This is a genomic window from Burkholderia sp. KJ006 (genome assembly GCF_000262695.1).
Taxonomy (GTDB): Bacteria; Pseudomonadota; Gammaproteobacteria; order Burkholderiales; family Burkholderiaceae; genus Burkholderia; species Burkholderia vietnamiensis.
The window spans coordinates 2,468,271-2,492,564 of record NC_017920.1; the positions used below are offsets into that span (position 1 = coordinate 2,468,271).

The following is a 24,294-nucleotide window of genomic DNA, read 5'->3' on the forward strand; positions in this document are numbered from 1 at the left end:
GCACCCTCGCGCCGCCGAACCGCGCGCATCCCCGATTCACGACGCTCGAGCGTCCCCCGATTTAGATAGCGATCCCACCATGAGCAACAAGAAAGCCGATTCGAAACCGCAGGCCAAGTATCCGGTCAACCTGCTCGACACGCCGTTCCCGATGCGCGGCGATCTGCCCAAGCGCGAGCCGCAGTGGGTGAAGGAGTGGGAAGAGCGCGGCATCTACGAGAAAATCCGCGCGGCCAGCAAGGGCCGGCCGAAGTTCATCCTGCACGACGGCCCGCCGTATGCGAACGGCGACATCCACCTCGGTCACGCGGTCAACAAGATCCTGAAGGACATCGTCGTGAAGTCGCGCAACATGGCCGGCTTCGACGCGCCGTACGTGCCCGGCTGGGATTGCCACGGGATGCCGATCGAGATCCAGATCGAAAAGCAGTTCGGCAAGTCGCTGCCGGCCGCCGAAGTGATGAGCAAGGCGCGCGCGTACGCGACCGAGCAGATCGAGAAGCAGAAGGTCGGCTTCAAGCGCCTCGGCGTGCTCGGCGACTGGGCCAATCCGTACAAGACGATGAACTTCGTGAACGAGGCGGAAGAGATCCGCGCGCTCGGCAAGATCATCGAGAAGGGCTACGTGTACCGCGGGCTCAAGCCGGTGAACTGGTGCTTCGACTGCGGCTCGGCGCTCGCCGAGGCGGAAGTCGAGTACAAGGACCGCACCGACCCGACGATCGACGTGATGTTCGCGTTCGCGGAGCCGGAAAAGACCGCACAGGCGTTCGGCCTGCCGGCGCTGCCGCGCGCCGACGGCGGCATCGTGATCTGGACCACCACGCCGTGGACGATCCCGGCGAACCAGGCGCTGAACCTCCATCCCGAGATCGTCTATGCGCTGGTCGACACCGAGCGCGGGCTGCTGATCATCGCCGAGGAGCGCGTCGAAGCCTGCATGGCCGACTTCAAGCTGACCGGCCGCATCGTCGCGACCGCGCCGGGCGTGAAGCTCGCGAACCTGCGCTTCCACCATCCGCTCGCCTCGGCCCACCCCGGCTACAAGCGCACCGCGCCCGTCTACCTCGGCGACTACGTGACGACCGACACCGGTACCGGCGTGGTCCATTCGTCGCCCGCGTACGGCATCGAAGACTTCGTCTCGTGCAAGTCGCACGGGATGACCGACTCCGACATCATCAACCCGGTGATGGGCGACGGCCGCTACATCGAATCGCTGCCGCTGTTCGGCGGCCTGTCGATCTGGGATGCAAACCCGAAGGTCGTCGAGGCGCTGCGCGCGGCCGGCTCGCTGCTGCGCAGCGAGAAGTACACGCACAGCTACATGCACTGCTGGCGCCACAAGACGCCGATCATCTACCGCGCGACGTCGCAGTGGTTCGCCGGCATGGACGTGACGCCGCACGCCGGCGGCAAGACGCTGCGCGAAACGGCGCTCGAAGGCATCGACGCGACCGCGTTCTACCCGTCGTGGGGCAAGCAGCGGCTGTTCAGCATGATCGCGAACCGTCCCGACTGGACGCTGTCGCGCCAGCGCCAATGGGGCGTGCCGATGGCGTTCTTCGTGCACAAGGAAACCGGCGAGCTGCATCCGCGCACGCTCGAGCTGCTCGAGGAAGTCGCGAAGCGCGTCGAGCAGTCGGGCATCGAGGCGTGGCAGTCGCTCGACCCGCGCGAGCTGATCGGCGACGACGCGAACCTCTACGAGAAGAACCGCGACACGCTCGACGTGTGGTTCGACTCGGGCACGACGCACTGGCACGTGCTGCGCGGGTCGCACAAGGATCAGCTGCAGTTCCCGGCCGACCTCTACCTCGAAGGCTCGGACCAGCATCGCGGCTGGTTCCACTCGTCGCTGCTGACCGCGGCGATGATCGACGGCCGCGCGCCGTACAAGGGGCTGCTCACGCACGGCTTCACGGTCGACGGCGAAGGCCGCAAGATGAGCAAGTCGCTCGGCAACGGCATCGATCCGCATGAAGTCGCGAACCGCCTCGGCGCGGAAATCATCCGGCTGTGGATCGCGTCGACCGACTATTCGGGCGAACTGGCGATCTCCGAAGAGATCCTCAAGCGCGTGACGGAAGGCTACCGCCGCATCCGCAACACGCTGCGCTTCCTGCTCGCGAACCTGTCGGACTTCGATTTCGCGCAGCACGCGGTGCCGGTCGACGAATGGCTCGAGATCGACCGTTATGCGGTCGCGTTCTCCGCGCAACTGCAGACGGATCTGCTCGGCCACTACGAGAAATACGAGTTCCATCCGGTCGTCGCGAAGCTGCAGACGTACTGCTCGGAAGATCTCGGCGGCTTCTACCTCGACGTGCTGAAGGACCGGCTGTACACGAGCGCGGCCGATTCGCGCGCGCGCCGCTCCGCGCAGACGGCGCTCTACCATCTGACGCAGGGGCTGCTGCGCGTGCTCGCGCCGTTCCTGTCGTTCACCGCGGAAGAGGCATGGAAGGTGTTCCAGCCGGCGAGCGACACCGTGTTCACGGAGACGTACTACGCGTATCCGGAAGTCGCCGGCGCGGCCGCGCTGATCGAGAAGTGGGCGCTGCTGCGCGACGTGCGCGGCAACGTGACGAAGGCGCTCGAGGAAGCCCGCACCGCCAATCGCATCGGCTCATCGCTGCAGGCCGAAGTGGCCGTGCACGCGAGCGGCGCGCGCTACGACGCGCTCACGAGCCTCGGCGACGATCTGAGGTTCGTGCTGATCACGTCGGCGGCAAGCGTCGTGAAGGTCGACGACGAAGCGCACGAAAGCGTCGACGTCGCGGCGTCGAAGTACCAGAAGTGCGAACGCTGCTGGCACTACCGTGAAGACGTGGGCGCGCACGCCGAGCATCCGACGCTGTGCGGCCGCTGCTTCTCGAACCTGTTTGAAAACGGCGAAATCCGGAGCGCTGCGTAACCATGGCGAAAACCCTGTCGAAACCGGCCAGCGGCGCGCTCGCGCCCTGGCTCGGCATTTCGCTGATCGTGATCCTGTTCGACCAGCTGTCGAAGATCGCGATCCTGAAAACGTTCGCGTACGGCGCGCAGCATGCGCTGATGTCGTTCTTCAATCTCGTGCTGGTGTACAACCGCGGCGCCGCGTTCGGCTTCCTGTCGACCGCGAGCGGCTGGCAGCGCTGGGCGTTCACCGCGCTCGGCATCGGCGCGACGCTGGTGATCTGCTACCTGTTGCGCCGGCACGGCCAGCAGCGGCTGTTCAGCCTGTCGCTCGCGCTGATCCTCGGCGGCGCGCTCGGCAACGTGATCGACCGGCTGCTGTACGGCCACGTGATCGACTTTCTCGATTTCCATCTCGGCGGCTGGCATTTCCCGGCGTTCAACCTCGCCGATTCCGCGATCACGGTCGGCGCGGTGCTGCTGATCTACGACGAACTGCGTCGCGTGCGCGGCACGCGCTGAGCGCGCATACTCCGTGTCGACGGCCGGCTTCACGCCGGCCGTTCCGTTTGATCCTTGGAGACCCGAGTTGGCACACGCAGAACTCGCAGGAAAACACCTCGTCCTCGGCCTCACGGGCGGCATCGCCTGCTACAAGATCGCCGAGCTCACACGGCTGCTGACGAAGGCCGGCGCGACCGTCCAGGTCGTGATGACCGAAGCCGCCGCGCAGTTCATCACGCCCATCACGATGCAGGCGCTGTCCGGCCGGCCCGTCTACACGAGCCAGTGGGACGCCCGCGTCGACAACAACATGGCGCACATCGACCTGTCGCGCGAAGCCGATGCGATCGTGATCGCGCCGGCCTCCACCGACTTCCTCGCGAAGCTCGCACACGGGTTCGCCGACGACCTGCTGTCGACGCTGTGCGTCGCGCGCGACTGCCCGCTGCTCGTCGTGCCGGCGATGAACCGGCAGATGTGGCAGAACCCGGCCACCCAGCGCAATGCGGCGCAGCTGCGGGCCGACGGCGTGTCGGTGCTCGGCCCCGATTCGGGCGCGCAGGCGTGCGGCGAGGTCGGCGACGGCCGCATGCTCGAGCCCGAGGCGATCTACGAAGCGATCGTCGCGCACTTTGCGCCGAAGCTGCTCGCGCACCGCCGCGTGCTGATCACGGCCGGCCCGACGTTCGAGCCGCTCGATCCGGTGCGCGGCCTCACGAACCGCTCGAGCGGCAAGATGGGCTTCGCGCTCGCGCGCGCCGCGCAGCAGGCCGGCGCGGACGTGCATCTGGTGGCCGGGCCGGTCGCGCTCGACACGCCGTGGGGCGTGTACCGGCAGGACGTGCAGACCGCGCAGCAGATGTACGACGCGGTCATGCACGCGGTATCGGACGCGGACATCTTCATCGCGGTGGCCGCGGTCGCCGACTGGCGCGTCGAGCAGCCGGCCGAGCACAAGATGAAGAAGACCGCCGATCGCAAGATGCCGGCGCTCACGTTCGTCGAGAACCCCGACATCCTCGCGTCGGTCGCCGCGCTGCCCGATCCGCCGTACTGCGTCGGCTTCGCGGCCGAAAGCGGCGACCTCGACGTGCACGGCGACGAAAAGCGCAAGCGCAAGAACGTGCCGCTGCTGATCGGCAACCTCGGCCCGCTGACGTTCGGCCGCGACGACAACGAAGTGGTGCTGTTCGAGGCGGCCGGCCTCACGCCGCTGCCGCGCGCGCCGAAGGACGAACTCGCCCACGTGCTCGTCGCCGAAATCGCGCGGCGCCTGCCCGACAACCGACTGATCTGATCTCCCGCGCGGCGGCTCGCGCCGCCGCGCCCTACCCGAACGACTCGACCACCGCATGAAACTCGATCTGAAGATTCTCGACGCGCGCATGCGCGACTACCTGCCCGCCTATGCGACTACCGGCAGCGCAGGCCTCGACCTGCGCGCGTGCCTCGACGCGCCCGTCACGCTGCAACCGGGCGAAACCACGCTGGTGCCGACCGGCCTCGCGATCCATCTGGCGGACCCCGGCTATGCGGCGCTGATCCTGCCGCGCTCGGGCCTCGGTCACAAGCACGGGATCGTGCTCGGCAACCTCGTCGGCCTGATCGATTCCGACTACCAGGGCCAACTGATGGTGTCGACGTGGAACCGCGGCCAGAGCGAGTTCGTGCTGAACCCGTTCGAACGGCTCGCGCAACTGGTGATCGTGCCGGTCGTGCAGGCGCAGTTCAACATCGTCGACGACTTCGCGCAAAGCGAGCGCGGCGAAGGCGGCTTCGGCAGCACCGGCCGGCACTGAGCCGCGCCGCATCGAAAAGGGGCCGCGCGGCCCCTTTTGCTTTTCCGGGTGCCGCTCAGCGGCCGGCCGTTTGCGCGATGCGCACGGGTGTCCGCTCGCGGCGCCGCGCCTGCGCGATGCTCGCGTAGATCACCATCGCGACCAGCACGCCGAGCAATACGGCAGACGAGCCGACCGTGCCGAGTGCCAGGCCGCCCTTGGCGGCCGGTTTCGTGAGCCAGTCCCCGAGCGTCGCGCCGAACGGACGCGTGAGCACGAACGCCGCCCAGAACAACAGCACGCCGGAGACGCGGGTGAGATAGCGCGCGAGCACGATCGCCGCGAGCAGGCTGCCGATCAGCAATGCGCCGCCGCCGAAACCGAGGCCCGAACTGTCCGCGAGAAAGTCGCCGAGCGCGGTGCCGAGCGTGTTCGAGAACAGGATCGCCACCCAGTACAGCAGCTCGACGCGACGCGTGCGGATCAGGTCCACCGAAAGCGATTCGCCGCTGAGCCGCCACACCGCGAAAGTCGCCAGCAGGATCGCGACGAGAATCGACGAGCCGGCTGCGTAGCCGAGGCCGAGCGTGCGGTCCATGAAGTCGGACATCGTCGTGCCGGCCGTGCTGGTGGCGACGATCACGGCCCAGTAGAGCGCCGGGCGATAGTGCGTGGCCCGCAGCTGCGCGCCGAGCGTCACGAGAAAGAAACCGAGCAGCAGCAGCGAGCTTGCCGCGTAGCCGACGTCGAGGGTCATCGACAGCAGGTCGCCGCCCGTTTCGCCGAGCGTCGTCGCGCAGATCTTCATGATCCAGAACGCGAGCGTGATTTCAGGAAGCTTCTTCATCCGAACCCCTTTGCGAATGGCGATGGGCCGCCAGGCGGCCCTGAATCGCGAACGGGTTCGACTGTACGCGCCGCCGGCTTAACGCAAGCTTAGCGGCTCGCCGGCGCGCCCGGCCGCGTGCCACCACGCATCACCGCGCGTGCCGATGCCGGTAATGCAGCGCGTACGCGAGCGTCAGTAGCACGACGAACACGACGCCGACCACCATCGTCATCCGGAATGCGTGCGTGAACGCGGTCGTGAGCAGGATCGCGCCTACGAGCGCCGCACCGAGCAGGCTGCCGAACGGATGCGCCCACATGCGGAACGCGAGCGCCGGGCCGCTGTAGCGCGCACGAAAGCGCAGGTGCGTGACGAAGATCATCAGCCACGTGAACAGCGCGCCGAACATCGCGATCGCCATCATCACGGTGAATGCGGTGCCGGGCGACAGCGCGACCAGCACGGCCGCGACCGCGACGCCGCTGGTCGAGATCCACAGCGCCGCACGCGGCACACCGTTGTCGCCCACCCGCCCGAACACCGCCGGCGCGAGCCGCGCGCGCGACAGGCTGAACATCATCCGCGTCGTCACGTAGAGCTGGCTGTTCATCGCCGACAGCGCCGCGATCAACAGCACGAAGTTGATCACGCCGGCCGCGTACGGCACGTGCGTCGCGGCCATCACCTTCACGAACGGGCTTTCGTCGGTGCCGGCCTGCGTCCACGGCACGATCGCGAGCATCAGCGCCAGCGTCAGCAGATAGAACAGCACGAGCCGGAATACCGTCGAGCGGAACGCGCGCGTGACCGCATGCTGCGGATCGCGCGCCTCGCCGGCCGCGATCGCGACCGCCTCGATGCTCATGTAGCTGAAGATCGCGACGATCACCGCGACCCAGGTGCCCCACGGCCCTTTCGGCATGAAGCCGCCGTGGCCGGTGTAGTTCGCCAAGCCGATGCCGGACGCCGGCGGCGCCGACCACACCAGATAGGCGCCGAGCACGATGAACACGATGATCGCCGCGATCTTCAGCAGCGAGAACGCGTATTCGACCGACCCGTACAACGTGACGCTCGCCAAGTTCACGGCGATCAGCAGCGCGGAGAAGCCGATCACCCAGTACCAGCCGGGCACGGCGGGAAACCAGTACTTCATGAATACGGCGATCGCGCTGATCTCGGTGCCGATCGCGAACACCACGGCGAACCAGTACGCGTAGCGCACCAGAAAGCCCGCGAGCGGGCCGACGTAGTGCTCCGCATAGGCGCCGAACGAGCCGGCCGTCGGATGCGCGACCGTCATTTCGGCGAGCGCGCCCATCAGCAGCAGCGCGATCAGCGCGCCGATCGCATACGAAACCAGCACGCTCGGGCCTGCGAGTCCGATCGCGAACCCGCTGCCGAGGAACAGCCCCGTGCCGATCGCGCCGCCGATCGCGATCATCGCCATCTGCCCCGATGTGAGCGCGTGGCGCAACCCTTGTTCACGCGCGACGATGTTGTCGAACGATCGTTGTTGTTGTGTCACTGCGTTACCACTCCCCTGCACCGCCGTGGCGCCGCTGGCGCCGGATAAAACGAAACGGCGCGGAGAACTTCCCGCGCCGTTCGCATGAACCGCCAATTATCGCTTACTCGACTTCGACCGTCTCTTCGTTCGGCTTGTGCGGCGGATTCGCCAGCTTGTCGAACGACAACTGCACCTTGTCGTTCTCGTCGACGTCGACCGTCACGTGGCCGCCCGCGACCAGCTTGCCGAACAGCAGCTCGTCCGCGAGCGCACGACGGATCGTGTCCTGGATCAGCCGCTGCATCGGCCGCGCGCCCATCAGCGGGTCGAACCCGTGCTTGGCCAGATGCTTGCGCAGCGCGTCGGTGAACAGCGCATCGACCTTCTTCTCGTGCAGTTGCTCCTCGAGCTGGATCAGGAACTTGTCGACCACGCGCATGATGATTTCCTCATCGAGCGAGCGGAAGCTGATGATCGCGTCCAGACGGTTGCGGAACTCCGGCGTGAACAGACGCTTGATGTCGTTCATCTCGTCGCCCGTCTCGCGCCGCGTCGTGAAGCCGATGGTCGCCTTCTGCATCGACTCGGCGCCCGCGTTCGTCGTCATGATGATGATGACGTTGCGGAAATCCGCCTTGCGGCCGTTGTTGTCCGTCAGCGTGCCGTGGTCCATCACCTGCAGCAGCACGTTGAAGATGTCCGGATGCGCCTTCTCGATTTCGTCGAGCAGCAGCACGCAATGCGGCTTCTTCGTGACGGCTTCGGTCAGCAGCCCGCCCTGGTCGAACCCGACGTAGCCCGGCGGCGCGCCGATCAGACGGCTCACCGCATGACGCTCCATGTATTCCGACATGTCGAAGCGGATCAGCTCGATGCCGAGCGTGAACGCGAGCTGGCGCGCCACTTCGGTCTTGCCGACGCCGGTCGGGCCGGAGAACAGGAATGCGCCGATCGGCTTGTCCATCTTGCCGAGGCCCGCGCGTGCCATCTTGATCGACGCCGCGAGCGCGTCGATCGCCGGATCCTGGCCGAACACGACGCTCTTCAGGTCGCGATCGAGCGTCTGCAGCTTGCTGCGGTCGTCCTGCGACACGCTCTGGGCCGGCACGCGCGCGATCTTCGAGATGATTTCCTCGATCTCGCTCTTGCCGATCGTCTTCTTCTGCTTCGACTTCGGCAGGATGCGTTGCGCGGCGCCCGCTTCGTCGATCACGTCGATCGCCTTGTCGGGCAGATGGCGGTCGGTGATGAAGCGCGCCGACAGTTCGGCCGCGGCCGACAGCGCACCCGACGAATACTTGACGCCGTGATGCTCCTCGAAGCGCGACTTCAGCCCGCGCAGGATCGCGACCGTCTGCTCGACGGTCGGCTCCGACACGTCGACCTTCTGGAAGCGCCGCGACAGCGCCGCATCCTTCTCGAAGATGCCGCGATATTCGGTGAAGGTGGTCGCGCCGATGCACTTGAGCGTGCCCGACGACAGCGCGGGCTTCAGCAGGTTCGATGCGTCGAGCGTGCCGCCCGACGCGGCGCCCGCGCCGATCAGCGTGTGGATCTCGTCGATGAACAGGATCGCGTGCGGACGCTCCTTGAGCTCCTTGAGCACCGTCTTCAGACGCTGTTCGAAGTCGCCCCGATACTTGGTGCCCGCGAGCAGCGCGCCCATGTCGAGCGAATACACCTGCGCGTTCGCGAGAATGTCCGGCACCTCGCCGCGCGTGATGCGATAGGCGAGCCCTTCGGCGATCGCCGTCTTGCCGACGCCGGCTTCGCCGACGAGCAGCGGATTGTTCTTGCGGCGACGGCACAGCACCTGCACCACACGCTCGACCTCCGGCTCGCGGCCGATCAGCGGATCGATGCGGCCGTCCTTCGCCATCTGGTTCAGGTTCTGCGTGAACTGGGCGAGCGGGGTTTCCTTCTGCGCGTTCGCGTCTTCGCTTTCCGCATTGCCGTCGGTCGACTTCGCGGCTTCGCCGCCGTTCGTCTTCGCGATGCCGTGCGAAATGAAGTTCACCACGTCGAGACGCGTCACGCCCTGCTGCTGCAGGTAATAGACGGCATGCGAATCCTTCTCGCCGAAGATCGCGACCAGCACGTTCGCGCCGGTGACCTCCTTCTTGCCGTTCGACGTCGACTGGACGTGCATGATCGCGCGCTGGATCACGCGCTGGAAACCGAGCGTCGGCTGGGTATCGACATCGTCGGTGCCCGGCACGGTCGGCGTGTTGTCGTGGATGAAATTGCGCAGGTTCTGACGCAAGTCCTCGATATTGGCCGCACACGCGCGCAACACCTCGGCTGCCGTCGGATTATCCAGCAGGGCCAGCAACAGGTGCTCTACCGTAATGAATTCATGGCGCGCCTGACGTGCTTCCATGAACGCCATGTGCAGGCTGACTTCCAATTCCTGGGCAATCATGCTTCCTCCATCACGCACTGCAGCGGATGCCCGGCCTGCCGCGCATGGGTAACGACTTGCTCAACCTTGGTCGACGCGATGTCCCGCGTATAGACCCCACATACCCCTCGCCCTTCGCGATGGACCTTCAGCATGATCTGCGTGGCCGTCTCGCGATCCTTCTTGAAATACTCCTGGACGACCATGACGACGAACTCCATTGGCGTGAAGTCGTCGTTGAGCAGCACCACCTTGTACATCGAAGGCGGCTTGAGCTTCTGCTGCTTGCGTTCCAGGACGGTGCTGTCCTGCTTGTCCGGGATAATCGCCATACACCCATTCTAAACAACTCGGACAGGCCCGCAATCCTGCCATTACCCGACCGACAGGCCGGCGCCCTTCGTGGTTCCCGACGACGCGCGATCGTCTTCGTGCCATACGAAAGCCGGCTGCGGTGCCGGCTTTCACGCGTGGCGCGGAACACGAACCGTCAGGAGGAAACCGCACCGGACCGTCGCATCCGCATCCAGTATCCCACAACAAGCCGGGACGACTCGATCGCGTGTCACTCGAGCCTGGTATATGAACCGATTATGCGACTTTTCAAGTGCGCGCGCTCGGCGGCATGCTGCGAAGCAAAGCCGGAAAAACCCTGAAAATGGGTTCTTTACAACGTCCCTCCAAACGTCTAAAAATTCCGCTTGACACTCAAATAAAGAGCGCCAACAATCAAGCTGGCACCTTTTTTCATTCGCCGGCTGGCGAAATGAAAAGGGCCGAAGGTGAGCTTGTGAGGGGGGAACGGCTGTATTTACGGTCGTTTAGCTTTTCGAGCGTGCTCGTGGTAAGTAGCAGCGACTGTGTGACAGGGGAAGTAGGAAATGGCAACTGGTATCGTTAAGTGGTTCAACGACGCGAAGGGCTTCGGTTTCATCACTCCCGACGAGGGCGGTGAAGATCTGTTTGCGCACTTCTCGGCCATCAACATGCAGGGCTTCAAGACCCTGAAGGAAGGCCAGAAGGTAAGCTTCGAGGTCGTTCAAGGGCCGAAGGGCAAGCAAGCGTCGAACATCCAGGCCGCGTAAGGGCACCGGATATCGGACGAAGAAACCCGGCATTGCGCCGGGTTTCTTTTTTTCAGGCCGGCCAATCGTTAATTCGATTGGCCGGCCTTTTCGTTCAATCCCAATAATTGAACGCGCATTGTCCACGCGTACACGCAAATCGAATGCGTTCATACGCGTGAAACAAAATGATTCACCGTTACACGACTTTCAGCGTGCCCATCATGCCCAGGTCCTCGTGCTCCAGAATATGGCAGTGAAACATGCGCTCGCCGGGCATGTCCTGCTTCACCAGTAGCGTGACGGTTTCGCCGCTGCGCACGTTCACCGTATCGCGCCAGGCACGGAACGGCTCGGCCGTGCGCGTGCCGCCGGATGCACGTTCGGTCACCTGAAACTGCGTGCCGTGCAAGTGGAACGGATGATCCATGTCGGTGGTGTTGCGGATCGTCCAGCGCTCGAGTTCGCCGCGCCGGCTCGTCAGCGTCGCCCGGTGCGGCGCGTAGGTCGCGCCGTTGATCATGAAGCGCATCCCGGCCGGCCGGCCGTGCGCCGGGCCGCTCATCATCGCGTTCATGTCCATCGCCTCGCCGAGCGCGACGTCCTTGTCCGCCACCGGCTCGCCCGGCGCGGGCACGGCGCGCAACGTGGCCGGCAGCGCCCGCGCGGCGGCCGGCGCGAACGTGACGTCGGCCAGCGGCAGCGCCGGATCGGGCGGCAGGCTGCCGCGGCCGCCGTCGTGCGACATCGCCATCTTGCGGCGATCGTATTCGGCCGCCTGCAGCACGGCGCGTGACGCGCGATCGCCGGCCCGCACCAGCAGTTCCGCGCGCTCGCCCGGAGCCAGCAGCAGCGACGTCACGCGACGCGGCGTTTCGAACAGCCCGCCGTCGGTGCCGACATGCTCGAATGCGCGTCCGTCGTCGAACGCGACGCACACGTAGCGCGCGCTGCAGGCGTTCCAGACCCGCCAGCGCTCGTCGCCCGCGACGTCGATGCGCGGCCGGCGCGCGCCGTTGACCAGCGCGAACTGGCCTTCGCGGCCGTTCATCCAGTCCATCATGTCGTTCGGCGGAATCGAGCCGTCGCTCGCGAGCTTCAGATCCGACACGAACAGGTGGCGCTCGGGCCAGCCGGCGAGCGGATCGTCGGCCGCACGCACGATGAACGGACCGGCCAGCCCGCGAAACGCCTGCTCGGCCGTCATCATGTGCGGATGCGGGTGATACCAGTACGTGCCCGCACTGCCCTTCGGCAGCGTGAAGCGATAGACCCGCGACGCGCCCGGCGCGACCGGATCCGACGGGTTGCCGTCCTGCTCGGGCGGCACCGGCAGGCCGTGCCAGTGGATCGTCGACGGCTGCGGCAGCTTGTTCACAAAGCGGATTTCGACGGTGTCGCCCTCGTGCACGTCGATCAGCGGGCCGACCACCGGCCCGGCAGTGCCCGCGCCGAATTGCCAGAAGGTCGTCGGATGCGCGTGTTGCAACATCGGACGCGCGACCGGCTGCGCGACCAGCGTCGCGCGGAACGTGCCGGCTTCGCCGCTTTCGTTCGCGAGCGTGCGCAGCGGTGCGAGCGGCGCGCCGGCCGGCAGCGCGTCGACGGCCGCGAGCGCGGCCGGTGCAGGCTTCGCGTGCTGCGCGTGATCCGCCATCCCCGCCATGCCGGGCATGTCGTCCATCGGTTCCATGCCGGCCATGCCCGCATGAGCGGCCTGCTGCGCCCACGCGCTGCGTGCAAACAGCGATGCGGCTGCGACACCGATCGCGTACGACAGGAAGGTTCTCCGTATCATCAATCGTTCCTCGTTATGGGTACTGTATCGCGCGGCCGCCGCGACACCGGTGCCGCCGGTGCGTAATGGACCCGCCGCGACGAGAAACCGGATGGCCGCGCCATGATAACCGCAGCCTCGGGCGACGGCGCAGCGCGGGCCGCCAAGGGCCTGCCCGCGTCAATACGCCGCAGCGCTCGGGGGCTCGCATGACTCGCCTGCCTCGAGCGGCGCCTGCGCGCGATTCCCGACGCCCCGACGCGCTCCAGACCCCGCTCCAACGAGCCCGGCCACACCACACGCTATGCGCAATCGACACAGCGTTCGCCGGTTGTATCTACCGGCCTAACCCGCGCGACAGGCGCGCCCTGTCGAAAATCCGCCAATTTTTCACGATGCGGAACAACGCCTTGCGTTATAAAAATTCGTGGTGCAGGGCACAAATTCGCTGTTTCGCGATGCCAAAAATCGTTCCGCAATACAAAACACACGACGTAAGCCAATGTTTATAAAGCGATATTTTTCTCTCGAAAAAGCGCTCTACGCGCACCATCGGACGCGGCCGCAGACGTAGACTTTGTTCCATGCACTGACGCTTCGCCGCGACGTTCGACACGGCACCCGATACGGACCACCGGCCGGGCCACCGTCGGACCAACCGGCAGACGTCACAACAGAATCGCTTGCAATCAGATAGGGAGAACGGAAATGAAGGGATTTCGCTTTGGTTCGGCGCTCGGGTCGTTCTATATCCTGCCCGGCAACGGCGGCTGGGAAGCCAGCTTCGGCAACGCTCGGCTCGGCGCGTTCTCGTGCCCCGAAGTCGCAGCAGACCACATCTCCCGCGGCGACTGCGAGCAGCTGTCCGACCTCGACACGGCCACGCTCGAAGTGCCGCACGAAATCGCCGAATGGGAAATCGTTCACGTCTGAATGAACGCCCCGCAACGCAAAACGCCCCGGGCGACCGGGGCGTTTTCATGTTCGGCGCGACGGCGAGCCGCGCTGGCTGCTGCCGTCGCCGCGATGCGGCCGCTGTCAGGCGACTGCGTCGACGATCGCGTTCAGCGTCGCGCTCGGACGCATCGCCTGGCTCGTCAGCGCGACGTCCGGACGGTAGTAGCCGCCGATCGCCTGCGCCTTGCCCTGCGCCGCACCGAGTTCTTCCAGAATGCGCGCTTCGTTGTCGGCGAGCGACTTCGCGACGCCTTCGAATTGCGCCTTCAGTGCTGCGTCCTCGGTCTGCTCCGCCAGCGCCTGCGCCCAGTACATGCACAGGTAGAAGTGGCTGCCGCGGTTGTCGATGCCGCCGACCTTGCGCGCGGGCGAGCGGTTTTCATCGAGGAACTTGCCGGTCGCGCGATCGAGCGTCTTCGCGAGCACCAGCGCCTTCGGGTTGTGGTACGCGTTGCCGAGGTGCTCGAGCGACGCAGCCAGCGCGAGGAATTCGCCGAGCGAATCCCAGCGCAGGAAGCCTTCTTCGACGAACTGCTGCACGTGCTTCGGCGCCGAACCGCCCGCACCCGTTTCGAACATGCCGCCACCGGCCATCAGCGGCACGATCGACAGCATCTTCGCGCTGGTGCCGAGTTCCATGATCGGGAACAGGTCGGTCAGGTAGTCGCGCAGCACGTTGCCGGTCACCGAGATCGTGTCCTTGCCCGCACGGATGCGCTCGAGCGAGAAGCGCGTCGCGTCGACCGGCGTCATGATGCGGATATCGAGGCCGTTCGTGTCGTGATCCTTCAGGTAGCGCTCGACCTTCGCGATGATCTGCGCGTCGTGCGCGCGCACCGGGTCGAGCCAGAACACGGCCGGTGCGCCGGTCGCGCGCGCGCGGTTGACCGCGAGCTTGACCCAGTCCTGCACCGGTGCGTCCTTCGTCTGGCACATGCGCCAGATGTCGCCCGACTCGACCGCATGTTCGAGCAGCACGTTGCCGGCTTCGTCGGTGACGCGCACCACGCCGTCGGCCGGGATCAGGAACGTCTTGTCGTGCGAACCGTACTCCTCGGCCGCCTGCGCCATCAGGCCCACGTTCGGCACGCTGCCCATCGTGACCGGGTCGAACGCGCCATGCTGCTTGCAGTCCTCGATCACCGCCTGATAGACGCCCGCGTAGCAGCGGTCCGGAATCACGGCCTTCGCGTCGTGCAGCTGGCCGTCGACGCCCCACATGCCGCCCGAATCGCGGATCATCGCCGGCATCGACGCGTCGACGATCACGTCGCTCGGCACGTGCAGGTTGGTGATGCCCTTGTCCGAGTTGACCATCGCGAGGCGCGGGCGCACCGCGTACTCGGCCTTGATGTCGGCTTCGATCGCTTCGCGCGTATCGGCCGGCAGGTCCTTCAGGCGCGCGTACAGGTCGCCGATCCCGTTGTTCGGGTTGAAGCCGGCCTGCGCGAGCACGTCGGCGTGCTTCGCGAGCACGTCGCCGTAGAACACCGACACGAAGTGGCCGAACATGATCGGGTCCGAGACCTTCATCATGGTCGCCTTCAGGTGCACCGAAAACAGCACGTCCTGCGCCTTCGCGTCGGCGATTTGCGCTTCGATGAAGCTGCGCAGCGCCTTGCGGCTCATCACCGATGCGTCGATGACTTCACCGGCCTTCACGGCCGTCTTTTCCTTCAGCACCTTCTTCACGCCGTCGGTCGTCGTGAGTTCGATCTTGACGCTGCCGGCGTCGGCGATCAGCGCCGACTTCTCGCTGCCGTAGAAATCGCCGTCGGTCATGTGCGCGACGTGCGACTTCGACGTGGGCTTCCATGCGCCCATCTTGTGCGGATGCTTGCGTGCGTAGTTCTTCACCGACAGCGGCGCGCGGCGGTCCGAGTTGCCTTCGCGCAGCACCGGGTTCACCGCGCTGCCCTTGATCTTGTCGTAACGGGCCTTGACCGCCTTTTCCTCGTCGGTCGACGGCTCTTCCGGATAGGCGGGCAGCTTGTAGCCCTGAGCCTGGAGTTCGGCGATCGCCGCCTTCAGCTGCGGCACCGATGCGCTGATGTTCGGCAGCTTGATGATGTTCGCTTCAGGCTTCAGCGTGAGCTGGCCCAGGTCGGCCAGATCGTCGGAACCCTTCTGCTCCGGCGGCAGCACGTCGGCGAATGCCGCGATGATGCGGCCGGCGAGCGAGATGTCGCGCGTTTCGACGGCGACGCCCGACGAGTGCGTGAAGGCCTTGACGATCGGCAGCAGCGAGTAGGTCGCGAGCGCGGGCGCTTCGTCGGTGAGGGTGTAGATGATCTTGGGCGAAGTGGACATGGTCGATGCGTTGCTACGTGAAAATTTGGGGCTGAATAGCGCCGGCGGTAACCGGCGGGGGAGCGACCGGGTGGATCGCGAAAGGAGCGCGCCGGCTAGCCGGGCGGTGGTGTTGCGAGGGCCGTCATGTTCTACCTTGCAGGGCATGCACGCCGCTTCGCGGCGCCGCGGCCCGCATGCCGGACCGTCCTGCCAACAAACCTGCCGTTCGTGAAACGCCCCGGCGCCGGCAGTAGGCGCCGGGGCGGCCGGCATGCGCCGGCCTGCCCGCGAGGGGCGCTTACATGTTCTCGATCAGCACGTCGCCGAAGCCCGAGCACGACACCTGCGTCGCACCTTCCATCAGGCGCGCGAAGTCGTACGTGACGCGCTTCTGCAGGATCGACTTCTCCATCGCGGCGATGATCGTGTCGGCCGCTTCCGTCCAGCCGAGGTGGCGCAGCATCATTTCGGCCGACAGGATCTCGGAACCGGGGTTCACGTAGTCCTTGCCCGCGTACTTCGGCGCCGTGCCGTGGGTCGCCTCGAACATCGCGACCGAGTCCGACAGGTTCGCACCCGGCGCGATCCCGATCCCGCCGACCTGCGCGGCCAGTGCGTCGGAGACGTAGTCGCCGTTCAGGTTCAGCGTGGCGATCACGTCGTATTCGGCCGGACGCAGCAGGATCTGCTGCAGGAACGCGTCGGCGATCGAATCCTTGATGACGATCTCGGCGCCCGTCTTCGGGTTCTTCACGCGCATCCACGGGCCACCGTCGATCAGCTCGCCGCCGAATTCCTTCTGCGCGAGCGCATAACCGGCGTCACGGAACAGGCCTTCCGTGAACTTCATGATGTTGCCCTTGTGCACCAGCGTGACCGACTTGCGATCGTTGTCGATCGCGTACTGGATCGCCTTGCGCACGAGACGCTCGGTGCCTTCGGTCGACACGGGCTTGATGCCGATCCCCGAGGTTTCCGGGAAGCGGATCTTCTTCACGCCCATCTCGTCCTGCAGGAACTTGATGACCTTCTTCGCCTGCTCGGAGCCGGCCGCCCACTCGATGCCCGCGTAGATGTCTTCCGAGTTCTCGCGGAAGATCACCATGTCGATCTTCTGCGGCTCGCGCACCGGCGACGGCACGCCCTTGAAATACTGGATCGGGCGCAGGCACACGTAGAGGTCGAGCTCCTGGCGCAGCGCGACGTTCAGCGAGCGGATGCCGCCGCCGACCGGCGTCGTGAGCGGCCCCTTGATCGAAACGACGTATTCCTTCAGCACCTGCAGCGTTTCGTCGGGCAGCCATACGTCCGGGCCGTACACCTTCGTCGCCTTCTCGCCGGCGAAGATCTCCATCCAGTGGATCTTGCGCTTGCCCTTGTACGTATGCGCGACCGCCGCATCGACGACCTTGATCATCACCGGCGTGATGTCGAAGCCGGTACCGTCGCCTTCGATGTAAGGGATGATCGGCTGATCGGAAACGTTGAGCGAGAAGTCCTTGTTGACGGTGATCTTGTCACCGCCTTCCGGAACCTTGATGTGCTGATACGGCATGATCGACTCCAGTGACGTGGCTGAGCAGGTGATGCTGGTCGAAACTGCGCGCGCGGCGGGTGGCCCTTGCCACCGTCGTGACGGCAACAGCGAGCCGCTATTCTAGCGCCCCAACCGCGGCCGGCGGCACGAAGCGCGACGCTGCGTATCAAGTCTTCCCTTATGTCTTATATAAGACAGAGGACTTGCCGTTCCGTATTATGCATTAAGATTCCGCCATTTGCCATAGACCGCCCGCCGCGCCGCCCGCGCCTTGCGCACGACAGGCTGCGGGCCGCCCCGCCATGACCTTGATCGCCCTCAACAAGCCGTTCGGCACGATTTGCCAGTTTTCCGCGCACGAGACGCGGCCGTCGCTCGGCGACTGGGTAAAAACGCCCGGCGTGTACGCGGCCGGCCGGCTCGACGCCGACAGCGAAGGGCTGCTGCTGCTCACCGACGACGGCGCACTGCAGGCGCGCATCGCCGAGCCGCGCCACAAGCTCGTCAAGCGCTACTGGGCGCAGGTCGACGGCGCGCCGGACGCGGCCGACCTGAAGGCGCTCGCGCGCGGCGTCGATCTCGGCGACTATGTGACGCGCCCGTGCCGCGCCGAATTCATCGAGCCGCCCGCCGCGCTGTGGCCCCGCACGCCGCCGATCCGCTACCGCGCCGCGATCCCGACCACGTGGATCGAACTCGCGATCACGGAAGGAAAGAACCGCCAGGTGCGCCGGATGACGGCCGCGGTCGGCTTCCCGACGTTGCGTCTCGTGCGCGTCGGCATCGGCGCACTGGATATATTCGCGCTCGGCATTGCACCGGGCGAAACAATCGAGCTGCCGCCGCGAGCGCCGTGGGACGGTTTCGCGCGTGCCGACTGAAAGTTCGGTCGGGCCGAAAGCCGATCGTCGATTTTTTCGTCATCTGTTTCGTCAACCGCCCGCGAAGATCGCGCGTTAAACCACGCAGATGCCACCCTGAGCTATCCGGCATTGGCAGCCGAGCCGTTATTTACGCGTTTGCGTCACGAAAGTGACGTTTTCTTCGAATACGATTCGGCGCCCGCAGCGCAATGAGAAATTTCTCGAAGCGTCTGTCAACCGAAAGGTGGATGGCACCGTTAGACGTCATGACTCCTATGCCGGGTCATTTGGTTAATTAACTAAAGCTGAGGAACACAACATGAACAAACTGATCGCCGCTCTGGTCGCTGGCCTCTTCGCAACGGCTGCTTTCGCACAAGCTTCGGCTCCGGAAGCTGCTTCGGCTGCTGCTCCGGCAGCTGCTTCGGCACCGGCAAAGCACGCTGCCAAGAAGCACCACGCAAAGAAGAAGCACCACGCAGCTAAGAAGGCAGCTAGCGAAGCCGAAGCTCCGGCAGCTGCTTCGAACTAAGCAAGCTTGCTGTAATAACGCAGTCAAGAACACGCAGTCTTGCCGTTCTTACGGCGTTGAAAGGCAGATCACCGCGAGGCGATCTGCCTTTTTCCTTTTGTGCCCGCCGCTACGCTTCGCGTACCATGCGGGTCTCGTTTTCCCGATAGGAGCCTTGCTGTGCGACTCTCCCTGCGCTCGTCGCTCGGCCGCCTTGCGCGCGCCGCCGTGTTTCCCGCCGCGCTCGCCGTGCTCGCGCTCGGCATGCAGACCGTCCACGCCCAGGTGCCGCCCGGCGCGAAGCAGCCGAGCGAGTTCCCGCGCGTGAAGCTGCGCGCCGGCATGTACGTGATCGACGCGGCCGTCGCCGCCAACGACGCCGATCGCGAACAGGGGCTGATGTACCGCTCGCAGCTCGCGCCGAACGAAGGCATGCTGTTCGTGTTCAACGAGAACGCCGTGCACTGCTTCTGGATGAAGAACACGCTGATCCCGCTGTCCATCGCGTTCATCCGCGCCGACGGCACGGTCACCGACATCGACGAGATGAAGGCCGAGACGACCGACAACCACTGCCCGCGCAACAACGGCGTCTATGCGCTCGAAATGAGCAAGGGCTGGTTCGCGGCGAAAGGCATCAAGCCGGGCATGAAGCTCGACGGCCTGCCCAAGGCCCCGTAATACATCGGCGGCGGCACCGCCGCGCATCGAACCAGGCCGGTCGCCCGTGGCGCACCGGCTTTTTTTGCGCCGCCCGCCGGCCTTCGCCTTGATTCGGCCGCCGCCGACCGCATCTGCAAAAGCCACGGACAAGCGCTATCCTTTAAATCTCGCTAGTTCCAGTCCGGGCCGCCATATCAGCCGGCCCGCTTACGATCCGAACCACCAGGAGGTTCACGTGCCCCGCAAAACCCCCATCGAGCGCTATCGCAATATCGGGATCAGCGCTCACATCGATGCCGGCAAGACCACCACGACCGAGCGCATCCTGTTTTACACCGGCGTGAGCCACAAGATCGGTGAAGTGCACGACGGCGCGGCCACGATGGACTGGATGGAGCAGGAGCAGGAACGCGGCATCACGATCACGTCGGCCGCCACCACGGCCTTCTGGAAGGGCATGGCCGGCAACTATCCGGAACACCGCATCAACATCATCGACACCCCCGGGCACGTCGACTTCACGATCGAGGTCGAGCGCTCGATGCGCGTGCTCGACGGCGCGTGCATGGTCTACGACTCGGTCGGCGGCGTGCAGCCGCAGTCGGAAACGGTGTGGCGTCAGGCGAACAAGTACAAGGTGCCGCGCATCGCGTTCGTCAACAAGATGGACCGCATCGGCGCGGACTTCTTCCGCGTGCAGAAGCAGATCGGCGAGCGCCTGAAGGGCGTCGCCGTGCCGATCCAGATTCCGATCGGCGCGGAAGATCATTTCCAGGGCGTCGTCGACCTCGTCAAGATGAAGGCGATCGTGTGGGACGACGAAAGCCAGGGCGTGAAATTCACGTACGAGGACATCCCGGCGAATCTCGTCGAGCTCGCGCACGAGTGGCGCGAGAAGATGGTCGAGGCGGCCGCGGAAGCGAGCGAGGAGCTGCTCGAGAAGTACCTGCACGACCATGAATCGCTGACCGAGGACGAGATCAAGGGCGCCTTGCGCAAACGCACGATCGCCAACGAGATCGTGCCGATGCTGTGCGGCAGCGCGTTCAAGAACAAGGGCGTGCAGGCGATGCTCGACGCGGTGATCGACTATCTGCCGTCGCCGGTCGACGTGCCCGCGATCCTCGGCCACGACTTCGCCGATCCGGACAAGCCCGCGGAACGTCATCCGAGCGACGACGAGCCGTTCTCGTCGCTCGCGTTCAAGATCATGACCGACCCGTTCGTCGGCCAGCTGATCTTCTTCCGCGTGTATTCGGGGGTCGTCGAGTCGGGCGACACCGTGCTGAACGCGACCAAGGACAAGAAGGAGCGGCTCGGCCGGATCCTGCAGATGCACGCGAACGAGCGCAAGGAAATCAAGGAAGTGCGCGCGGGCGACATCGCGGCGGCGGTCGGCCTGAAGGAAGCGACCACCGGCGACACGCTGTGCGACCCGGCCAAGCCGATCATCCTCGAGAAGATGGAGTTCCCGGAGCCGGTGATCTCGCAGGCCGTCGAGCCGAAGACGAAGGCCGACCAGGAAAAGATGGGCCTCGCGCTGAACCGTCTCGCGCAGGAAGACCCGTCGTTCCGCGTGCAGACCGACGAGGAATCGGGCCAGACGATCATCTCCGGGATGGGCGAGCTGCACCTCGAAATCCTGGTCGACCGGATGAAGCGCGAATTCGGCGTCGAGGCGACGGTCGGCAAGCCGCAGGTCGCGTATCGCGAAACGGTGCGCACCACGGCGACCGACGTCGAGGGCAAGTTCGTCAAGCAGTCGGGCGGGCGCGGCCAGTACGGCCACGCGGTCATCACGCTCGAACCGAATCCCGGCAAGGGCTACGAGTTCCTCGACGAGATCAAGGGCGGCGTGATTCCGCGCGAATACATCCCGGCCGTCGACAAGGGCATCATCGACACGCTCAAGAGCGGCGTGCTCGCGGGCTACCCGGTCGTCGACGTGAAGGTGCATCTGGTGTTCGGCTCGTACCACGACGTCGACTCGAACGAAAACGCGTTCCGGATGGCCGGCTCGATGGCGTTCAAGGAAGCGATGCGCCGCGCGAAGCCGGTGCTGCTCGAGCCGATGATGGCCGTCGAGGTCGAGACGCCCGAGGACTTCATGGGCAACGTGATGGGCGACCTCTCCAGCCGCCGCGGCATCGTGCAGGGGATGGAGGACATCGCGGGCGGCGGCGGCAAGCTGGTGCGCGCCGAAGTGCCGCTCGCCGAGATGTTCGGCTACTCGACGTCGCTGCGCTCGGCGACGCAGGGCCGCGCGACCTACACGATGGAGTTCAAGCACTACGCGGAAACGCCGGCGAACGTGTCGGAAGCCGTGATCAACGCGAAAACGAAGTAAGCGCGGGGCGGCGCGCGCCGCTGCGCGGCAAGCTGCCATCCGTCCAGCCCGTCCGAATCCGGACGGGCTTTTTTTCGTCCGCGCGCGGGCACGCGTTTTTGACCCGCGAACCCGGCGACTTTTTCGCGTGACACAATCGGCGCTCGATTCGTCCGAAGGAAACGCCGCGATGCCGCCGACCCCTGCCCTGCGCCGCCTGCTGATGCTGTATGCCGGCTTGATCGCCGCCAACGTCGCCGTCTGGGTTTGGGCGCTCGCGGTGCTGCGCGACCATCCGCTGCTGCTCGGCACCGCCGCCGTCGCGTACGGGCTCGGGCTGCGTCATGCGGTGGACGCCGATCACATCGCGGCGATCGACGTCGCGACCCGCAAGCTGATGCACGACGGCCGGCGGCCGGTCACGGTCGGCCTGTTCTTCTCGCTCGGCCATTCGACGATCGTGGTCGCCGCGACGCTCGGCGTCGCGCTGACCGCGTTCGCGCTGCGCGAGCGCTTCGACGCGTTCCGCGAACTCGGCGGCACGCTCGGCACCGCGGTGTCGGCGGCCTTCCTGCTGGTGCTCGCATGCATGAACCTCGCGATCCTGCGCGACGTGTGGCGGCGCTATCGCCGCGCGCCCGGTCACGCGCCCGGTCACGCGCACGGCGGCACGCATACGCATCGCCCGGCCGGCTTCGTCGCGCGGCTGCTGCGCCCGCTGTTCCGGTTCGTGTCGAAGAGCTGGCACATGTATCCGGTCGGCGTGCTGTTCGGACTCGGTTTCGACACCGCAACGGAAATCGCACTGCTCGCGATCGCGGCGGCACACGCGAGTCACGCGCTGCCGGTCTATGCGGTCATGCTGTTCCCCGCACTGTTCGCGGCCGGCATGACGCTGATCGACTCGACCGACAACGTGCTGATGATGCATGCGTACGGATGGGCGATGGACGACCCGCAACGCAAGCTGCTCTACAACGCGAGCATCACGTTGGTGTCGGCGGTCGTGGCACTGGCGGTCGGCGGGATCGAGGCAGCCGGCCTGCTGGCGGACAAGCTGTCGTTGACCGGCCCCGTGCGCGATGGGCTCGATGCGGTCGCTCAGCACTTCGGCGCGCTCGGCTACGGGATCGTCGCGCTGTTCGTCGTCGCCTGGGTCGCGTCGATCCTCTGTCATCGCTGGCCGCGCGCGGCCGACACGACGGCGCGCTGAACGGAGTCGGATTCTTCATCGCGGCAACACAGCGCACACCGGCGACGGTGTTTCCGGCGCTGTCGTGCGGCATATCGGCGCGTAGTCGATCGATGGCGCGAGGCTCGCCATCTGCGTGGTACACGGCGGTCCGTGTGCGCAGAAACGAACGACAACGGCAACCGCGGCAACACCTGCGGCCACCAACCGGCGCACCGCATCCCGCGATCGCTTCAGAGCATTTCGAGCGCGCGCTTGCTGCGCGGCGGACGGAAGTACGCGTCGAGCTGCGCGCGCTCGTCGTCGCTCAGCACGAGATCGAGCGCCGCACGATTGTCGCGCACGTGTTCGATCCGCGACGCCTTCGGAATCGCGATCACCTGCGGCTGCGCGAGCACCCATGCAAGCGCGACGCGCATGACCGACACGCCGCGCTGCCGCGCGATCTCGTCGAGCGGCGAATGCTTCGGCAACCGTCCGTGATCGACCGGGCTGTACGCCATCGCCGGTATCCGGCGCTCGCGCAGCCACGGCAGCAGATCGAATTCCGGACCGCGGCGCGCCAGGTTGTACAGGATCTGGTTGGTCGCGCAGGCGCCGCCGCCCGCGTCGTCGACGAGTTCGGCCATGTCCGACGTGTCGAAATTGCTGACGCCCCAATGGCGGATCTTGCCGGCGCGCCGCAGCGCTTCGAAGCCGTCGACCGTCTCGTCGAGCGGCACCGAGCCGCGCCAGTGCAGCAGGTACAGGTCGATGCGATCGGTGTGCAAGCGCTTCAGGCTCGCGTCGCACGCAGCGACGACGCCGCGCCGGCTCGCATGATGCGGATACACCTTGCTGACGATGAAGACATCGTCGCGCAGGCCGGCGAGCGCGTCGCCGACCAATTCCTCGGTCGCACCGTCGCCATACATCTCCGCGGTGTCGATCAGCGTCATCCCGAGCGCGATGCCCTCGCGCAGCGCGGCGATCTCGTCCGCGCGCCGGGCGGGCCGCTCGCCCATTTCCCAAGTACCGAGGCCGAGCTTCGGAATCGTCTCACCGTTCGGCAGGACGACCGTGGCGATCGTGTCTGTCATGCGCTCCTCGCTGCGGATAGTCGGCCGCACACCGCGGCCGACGCATGGGCCAGTGTAGTCAATCGCCGCGCGGCCCGCCTGTTACTGGGCAAAATCCCGTTATAACGGCACCG

The 24,294-nt window shown here is 65.9% G+C and carries 19 protein-coding genes; 11 read left to right on the forward strand and 8 right to left on the reverse strand.

The window, feature by feature from the left end:
• The first annotated feature begins 79 nt into the window (after positions 1 to 79).
• From ileS to dut, 4 genes are all read left to right on the forward strand, one after another.
• On the forward strand, positions 80 to 2,917 hold the full coding sequence (ileS, locus tag MYA_RS11145; protein WP_014723492.1) for an isoleucine--tRNA ligase: 2,838 nt from the start codon (positions 80 to 82) through the stop codon (positions 2,915 to 2,917).
• Between the two features lie 2 nt (positions 2,918 to 2,919).
• On the forward strand, positions 2,920 to 3,420 hold the full coding sequence (gene lspA / locus MYA_RS11150; protein WP_014723493.1) for a signal peptidase II: 501 nt from the start codon (positions 2,920 to 2,922) through the stop codon (positions 3,418 to 3,420).
• 67 nt (positions 3,421 to 3,487) lie between these two features.
• Positions 3,488 to 4,699 (forward strand): bifunctional phosphopantothenoylcysteine decarboxylase/phosphopantothenate--cysteine ligase CoaBC, encoded by a 1,212-nt coding sequence (gene coaBC / locus MYA_RS11155; protein WP_041493880.1) that lies wholly within the window; start codon positions 3,488 to 3,490, stop codon positions 4,697 to 4,699.
• Between the two features lie 55 nt (positions 4,700 to 4,754).
• On the forward strand, positions 4,755 to 5,201 hold the full coding sequence (gene dut, locus MYA_RS11160; protein WP_011885777.1) for a dUTP diphosphatase: 447 nt from the start codon (positions 4,755 to 4,757) through the stop codon (positions 5,199 to 5,201).
• Positions 5,202 to 5,256: 55 nt separating this feature from the next.
• Here the strand turns inward: dut and MYA_RS11165 are convergent, their stop codons facing one another.
• The 4 genes from MYA_RS11165 to clpS all read right to left on the reverse strand — a co-directional run bounded on the left by MYA_RS11165 (position 5,257) and on the right by clpS (position 10,252).
• Positions 5,257 to 6,027, reverse strand: coding sequence for a COG4705 family protein (locus tag MYA_RS11165; RefSeq protein WP_011885778.1), 771 nt, complete (start codon positions 6,025 to 6,027; stop codon positions 5,257 to 5,259).
• A 130-nt stretch (positions 6,028 to 6,157) separates the two neighbouring features.
• Positions 6,158 to 7,537, reverse strand: coding sequence for an amino acid permease (locus MYA_RS11170; RefSeq protein ID WP_014723495.1), 1,380 nt, complete (start codon positions 7,535 to 7,537; stop codon positions 6,158 to 6,160).
• 103 nt (positions 7,538 to 7,640) lie between these two features.
• Positions 7,641 to 9,941, reverse strand: coding sequence for an ATP-dependent Clp protease ATP-binding subunit ClpA (gene clpA, locus MYA_RS11175; RefSeq protein ID WP_011885780.1), 2,301 nt, complete (start codon positions 9,939 to 9,941; stop codon positions 7,641 to 7,643).
• The gene (gene clpS, locus MYA_RS11180; protein ID WP_006398529.1) at positions 9,938 to 10,252 is read right to left on the reverse strand and encodes an ATP-dependent Clp protease adapter ClpS; all 315 of its coding nucleotides are present in this window, start codon (positions 10,250 to 10,252) and stop codon (positions 9,938 to 9,940) included. The genes clpA and clpS overlap by 4 nt, the downstream gene beginning before the upstream one ends.
• Before the next feature lie 549 nt (positions 10,253 to 10,801).
• Here clpS and MYA_RS11185 point away from each other — a divergent pair.
• Entirely contained in the window at positions 10,802 to 11,005 is a 204-nt protein-coding gene (locus MYA_RS11185; protein WP_004196460.1) for a cold-shock protein, read from the forward strand.
• A 178-nt stretch (positions 11,006 to 11,183) separates the two neighbouring features.
• Here the strand turns inward: MYA_RS11185 and MYA_RS11190 are convergent, their stop codons facing one another.
• Positions 11,184 to 12,782, reverse strand: a complete 1,599-nt coding sequence (locus tag MYA_RS11190; RefSeq protein WP_014723496.1) for a multicopper oxidase family protein — start codon at positions 12,780 to 12,782, stop codon at positions 11,184 to 11,186.
• Between the two features lie 687 nt (positions 12,783 to 13,469).
• Between MYA_RS11190 and MYA_RS11195 the strand changes: the two genes are divergently transcribed.
• Complete coding sequence (locus MYA_RS11195; RefSeq protein ID WP_011885782.1) at positions 13,470 to 13,694, forward strand: hypothetical protein; 225 nt, start codon at positions 13,470 to 13,472, stop codon at positions 13,692 to 13,694.
• Positions 13,695 to 13,799: 105 nt separating this feature from the next.
• Here the strand turns inward: MYA_RS11195 and MYA_RS11200 are convergent, their stop codons facing one another.
• Together MYA_RS11200 and icd are read right to left on the reverse strand one after the other, a co-directional pair.
• Positions 13,800 to 16,028, reverse strand: a complete 2,229-nt coding sequence (locus tag MYA_RS11200) for an NADP-dependent isocitrate dehydrogenase (RefSeq protein WP_014723497.1) — start codon at positions 16,026 to 16,028, stop codon at positions 13,800 to 13,802.
• 280 nt (positions 16,029 to 16,308) lie between these two features.
• Positions 16,309 to 17,565 carry an NADP-dependent isocitrate dehydrogenase gene (gene icd / locus MYA_RS11205; RefSeq protein WP_011885784.1) on the reverse strand — a complete coding sequence of 419 codons (1,257 nt, stop codon included), beginning with the start codon at positions 17,563 to 17,565 and terminating at the stop codon, positions 16,309 to 16,311.
• A 284-nt stretch (positions 17,566 to 17,849) separates the two neighbouring features.
• Between icd and MYA_RS11210 the strand changes: the two genes are divergently transcribed.
• From MYA_RS11210 to MYA_RS11225, 5 genes are all read left to right on the forward strand, one after another.
• Positions 17,850 to 18,428 (forward strand): pseudouridine synthase, encoded by a 579-nt coding sequence (locus MYA_RS11210; RefSeq protein ID WP_014723498.1) that lies wholly within the window; start codon positions 17,850 to 17,852, stop codon positions 18,426 to 18,428.
• 301 nt (positions 18,429 to 18,729) lie between these two features.
• Complete coding sequence (locus MYA_RS29675; RefSeq protein WP_072465376.1) at positions 18,730 to 18,942, forward strand: hypothetical protein; 213 nt, start codon at positions 18,730 to 18,732, stop codon at positions 18,940 to 18,942.
• Between the two features lie 159 nt (positions 18,943 to 19,101).
• Positions 19,102 to 19,602, forward strand: coding sequence for a DUF192 domain-containing protein (locus MYA_RS11215; RefSeq protein WP_014723499.1), 501 nt, complete (start codon positions 19,102 to 19,104; stop codon positions 19,600 to 19,602).
• Positions 19,603 to 19,819: 217 nt separating this feature from the next.
• A complete protein-coding gene (fusA, locus tag MYA_RS11220; protein ID WP_011885787.1) occupies positions 19,820 to 21,931 on the forward strand; it encodes an elongation factor G in 2,112 nt (703 codons plus the stop codon).
• Positions 21,932 to 22,100: 169 nt separating this feature from the next.
• Positions 22,101 to 23,123: a HoxN/HupN/NixA family nickel/cobalt transporter gene (locus MYA_RS11225; RefSeq protein ID WP_011885788.1), complete on the forward strand. Its 1,023-nt coding sequence runs from the start codon at positions 22,101 to 22,103 to the stop codon at positions 23,121 to 23,123.
• 212 nt (positions 23,124 to 23,335) lie between these two features.
• Here the strand turns inward: MYA_RS11225 and MYA_RS11230 are convergent, their stop codons facing one another.
• Positions 23,336 to 24,181, reverse strand: a complete 846-nt coding sequence (locus MYA_RS11230; RefSeq protein ID WP_014723501.1) for an aldo/keto reductase — start codon at positions 24,179 to 24,181, stop codon at positions 23,336 to 23,338.
• Between the last annotated feature and the right edge of the window lie 113 nt (positions 24,182 to 24,294).

Bases quoted from the DNA above. Each gene is read 5' to 3' on its own strand.
- lspA (WP_014723493.1), top strand. From the start codon at position 2,920: ATGGCGAAAACCCTGTCGAAACCGGCCAGCGGCGCGCTCGCGCCCTGG.
- MYA_RS11185 (WP_004196460.1), top strand. From the start codon at position 10,802: ATGGCAACTGGTATCGTTAAGTGGTTCAACGACGCGAAGGGCTTCGGT.
- MYA_RS11225 (WP_011885788.1), top strand. From the start codon at position 22,101: ATGCCGCCGACCCCTGCCCTGCGCCGCCTGCTGATGCTGTATGCCGGC.
- MYA_RS11210 (WP_014723498.1), top strand. From the start codon at position 17,850: ATGACCTTGATCGCCCTCAACAAGCCGTTCGGCACGATTTGCCAGTTT.
- MYA_RS11195 (WP_011885782.1), top strand. From the start codon at position 13,470: ATGAAGGGATTTCGCTTTGGTTCGGCGCTCGGGTCGTTCTATATCCTG.
- MYA_RS29675 (WP_072465376.1), top strand. From the start codon at position 18,730: ATGAACAAACTGATCGCCGCTCTGGTCGCTGGCCTCTTCGCAACGGCT.
- MYA_RS11165 (WP_011885778.1), bottom strand. From the start codon at position 6,027: ATGAAGAAGCTTCCTGAAATCACGCTCGCGTTCTGGATCATGAAGATC.
- ileS (WP_014723492.1), top strand. From the start codon at position 80: ATGAGCAACAAGAAAGCCGATTCGAAACCGCAGGCCAAGTATCCGGTC.
- MYA_RS11230 (WP_014723501.1), bottom strand. From the start codon at position 24,181: ATGACAGACACGATCGCCACGGTCGTCCTGCCGAACGGTGAGACGATT.
- MYA_RS11200 (WP_014723497.1), bottom strand. From the start codon at position 16,028: ATGTCCACTTCGCCCAAGATCATCTACACCCTCACCGACGAAGCGCCC.
- dut (WP_011885777.1), top strand. From the start codon at position 4,755: ATGAAACTCGATCTGAAGATTCTCGACGCGCGCATGCGCGACTACCTG.
- icd (WP_011885784.1), bottom strand. From the start codon at position 17,565: ATGCCGTATCAGCACATCAAGGTTCCGGAAGGCGGTGACAAGATCACC.
- MYA_RS11190 (WP_014723496.1), bottom strand. From the start codon at position 12,782: ATGATACGGAGAACCTTCCTGTCGTACGCGATCGGTGTCGCAGCCGCA.
- clpA (WP_011885780.1), bottom strand. From the start codon at position 9,941: ATGATTGCCCAGGAATTGGAAGTCAGCCTGCACATGGCGTTCATGGAA.
- clpS (WP_006398529.1), bottom strand. From the start codon at position 10,252: ATGGCGATTATCCCGGACAAGCAGGACAGCACCGTCCTGGAACGCAAG.